Here is a 3,189-nt window from a genome sequence, read left to right as displayed (position 1 = left end):
GAGCATGGAGAGCCCCTTTCGCTCGGTTGTCCGCTGTCGCGTCCACCGGTGCCTGTGGCCGTGAGGACCACGGCTGCCCCTATGCCTGCCCGGTGTACGGCCCGGACGGAGCGGAGTTCACCCGGACGGCGGGCGAAAAGGGCGGAACCCGATCAGGACGGTCCGGCGCTCGCAGCCTCGCGTCGAGGACGGCGGACCGCGGCGCATCACCGCACCGGCGGCGCACGGGGCTCTCCCCCCTCACCCTTTCCCTCAGGACTTCGCGGGGCCGGTGCCGCCCGCATGCGGTACCTCTTGCGGCAGGGGCGCGGCAGGGGTGCTCCGTCAGGCCGGCCGCAGCTCGAACCAGTCGAAGGCCGGGGCGCCCAGGGTCGCGTACATGCCGATGACCCGGCCGGTGAAGCCGCCCGCGACCTCGGTGGTGAGATAGCGGCCGTCGAGTTCGGCGAGTACCTCGAATTCCCCCTCATCGGTCTCGTACCCCAGGCGGAGGGTGTCGGGTCCTCCGACACGGAGGCCTGACGGTACAGCGGCTCCGGGGCCCTCAGGACGCACGGTGACGGTGGGCGGCAGGACGTCCGTGGTGGTCACGTCGACCCGAAGGGTCAAAGGGCCCGACGGCACCGCCCGTTCGGCCACCGCCTGGCGTACGGGGCCGATGCGGGCGACCGCACGCACCACTCCGTCCTCCGTCTCCACCTGGTAGTGGTGCGCCTCGTCCAGCCGTACGGCCAGGCCGCCGCGGCCTCCTCGGCCGACGTCGACCCGCGTCCGGGCACTGCAGTCCGGATCGCGCTGACGCCTTCCCACGAACAGCGCGTCGGGCCTGTCCATGCCCTCCGCACGGGCGTGCAGCACCAGGTGGCCAGGGCGCTCGTCGAGGCGCACGGCGTTCGGGTCGCTCCGTCTCGGCGTCACCCAGCAGGGTGCGAGTGCTGGGGAGTCGAAGCCGTCACGGTGCGGCTCGGCCGGCCAGGGATGCGGAACCAGTTCCGGGGCGGGGGCGCGGAGTTCCAGGGGCCCCGGCAGCGGCCACTCGTCCTCCCATCCGACCGGTGCCAGATAGGTCTCGCGGCCCATGCCGTGGAACTTGGGGGTGTCCCCCCGGGGCCGGGTGCCCAGCAGCACCATCCACCACGTGCCGTCGTGCGCCTGCACCAGATCGCCGTGGCCGGTGTTCTGCACCGGATGGCCGGTGCTGCGGTGGGACAGCACGGGGTTGTCCGGGTGCGGTTCGAAGGGCCCCGGCAGAGAGCGGGCCCTGGCCACCGACATCGCGTGGCCGCGTTCCGTCCCGCCTTCGGACAACAGCAGATACCACCAGGCGCCGACCCGGTAGAGATGCGGCCCCTCGGGGTACTGGAGCCCGCTTCCCGACCACAGCTGCACCGGCTCGCCGAGCAGTTCACCCGTCTTCGGCTCGATGCGCACCCCCCGGATCCCGTCGTGGGAGAACACGCACCAGCAGTTTCCCTGCTCGTCCCAGGCCAGATCGGGGTCGATGCCGGGTATGCCGACCGGCACGGGCTCCGACCACGGGCCTGCGGGATCCTCAGCGGTCACCAGGACGTTGCCCGCACCGGCCACCACGGTGGTGATCAGCCAGAAGCGGCCGTCCTGGTGCCGCAGCGTGGGGGCGTACACCCCGCACGAGGACGGGGCCGCGTCAGGAAGCGTCAACTGCGAGGGGCGGTCCAGGGCGTGTCCGATCAGCCGCCAGTGCACGAGGTCCCTGCTGTGCCACAGCGGCACTCCGGGTACGTACTCGAAGCTGGACGTCGCCACGTAGTAGTCCTCGCCGACGCGGCAGATGCTCGGATCCGGGCTGAAGCCCGGTATCACGGGATTGTCGAAGAACGCCATGGTCCGTCCTCGGAGCCGGGGCCAGGGACACGCCCCAAGGCCATGATCGTTGAAGCGCTTCGAAGATGGCAGCCGGGTGGAAAGGTGTCAATAGGCGCTGCAGGAAGTGCGACGGAGCGTACGGAGGGCCGGGCGCGTGACCTCGGCCCCGGCATCGGTAACACCCTCTGTTCCCGGGGGAGATCAATGTGTTGAAGCGCTTCGACAGACTGCCGTACGTGCACACCCGGTCGTGCGTACCGCGCAGAGGGCGAGCTCGGCGTGCACACGTCGGTCGTCTCCCGGGGCCGGCCGGTGGAGAGGCAGGTGGAGGGGGCAACCGGGTCGGGCTCGTCCTGCGGGTTGTGCTTGTCCGCGTCGCAGCAGTCGTAGGGCCCGTCGACCCACACCTCGCGGGCCGTCCCCGCCAGGACTTGCAGCAGCTGCTCGTGGGTGAAGAACGAGTCGAGGCGTTCGTCGGCGGGCCCGGTGCCGCCGGTCGGGGAGACCCTGCCGGGCAGGTCCTGCGGGGCGAGCCACCGGTACTGCCAGGAGGTGCCCTCGTGGAAGCCCCCGCTCCGGGCGGGGTCGGCGGGTCCGGTGGAGTTGCCGCTCGCGTCACGCGCGGAAGAAGCCTGTCGAACTGTCGAAGACCTTCCGGTAGTTCTGCTCGCGTTCCCGTCAGCGCAGTGTCGCGTACACGATGAGGTTGTCCACGGGATGGCCGTCGGTGTCGAAGGCCCCGTCGCACGTGATCAGCCGGAGCACACGCTCGTCAGTGGCCCCGTAGACCTTCTCGGTGGGGAAGGCGTTCTTGCTGACGGTCTCCGTGCCGGTGACCGTGAAGTGAGCCTGCTCCCCTGCTCCGTCGGACACGGTGATGTCCGCGCCCTCGGTGATCGCGTGCAGGTCGTGGAAGACGGCCTTGCCGTACCGCGTGTCGTTGTGGCCGATGAGTACGGCGGCGCCTGGCTCGCCGGGCACGGCGCCACCCGCGTACCAGCCGGCCGTCATGCCCTTCTCGGCCGGCGGGACCTCGACCGTGCCGTCCTCATTGAGTCCGAGCCGCAGCAGCGCGGTGTCCACTCCCAGCGACGGGACCGTCAGCCGCACAGGCGCGGGCGCCTTGGGTGCCTCCGGGGAACGGGGCGTGTCCGAGGCCGTCCTGACGGCAGGTCCCGGTGCGTCGGCCGTGCCGCATCCGGTGCCGGTGGCGAGCAGCAGGCCGGCTGCTGCCAGGGACGCGGCTGCCCGCCTTGCGGCGTGCGGGGTGAGAGGCATGAGTACTCCGGTGCGGTGAGCGGACGGAAGCGGGAACAGGAACGGCGGGTGGCGCCGCCCCCGTGC

At 71.5% G+C, this 3,189-nt stretch carries 2 protein-coding genes and 1 pseudogene; all 3 read right to left on the bottom strand.

The features are described from left to right. Nucleotides 1-324 precede the first annotated feature (324 nt). Nucleotides 325-1,863: a glycoside hydrolase family 43 protein gene (locus tag VN520_RS33920; protein ID WP_325750785.1), complete on the bottom strand. Its 1,539-nt coding sequence runs from the start codon at nt 1,861-1,863 to the stop codon at nt 325-327. A gap of 266 nt (nt 1,864-2,129) precedes the next feature. Further along, a pseudogene (locus tag VN520_RS33915) lies at nt 2,130-2,520 on the bottom strand (glycoside hydrolase domain-containing protein); the annotation flags it as partial. Between the two features lie 3 nt (nt 2,521-2,523). Further along, nucleotides 2,524-3,123 (bottom strand): class F sortase, encoded by a 600-nt coding sequence (locus tag VN520_RS33910; RefSeq protein WP_325750786.1) that lies wholly within the window; start codon nt 3,121-3,123, stop codon nt 2,524-2,526. Nucleotides 3,124-3,189: the final 66 nt, after the last annotated feature.

The sequence above is a fragment of the Streptomyces sp. genome (genome assembly GCF_035563135.1).
Taxonomy (GTDB): Bacteria; Actinomycetota; Actinomycetes; order Streptomycetales; family Streptomycetaceae; genus Streptomyces.
Note: the sequence above shows the minus strand (reverse complement) of the source record. Positions and strands in the feature narration are given on the sequence as shown.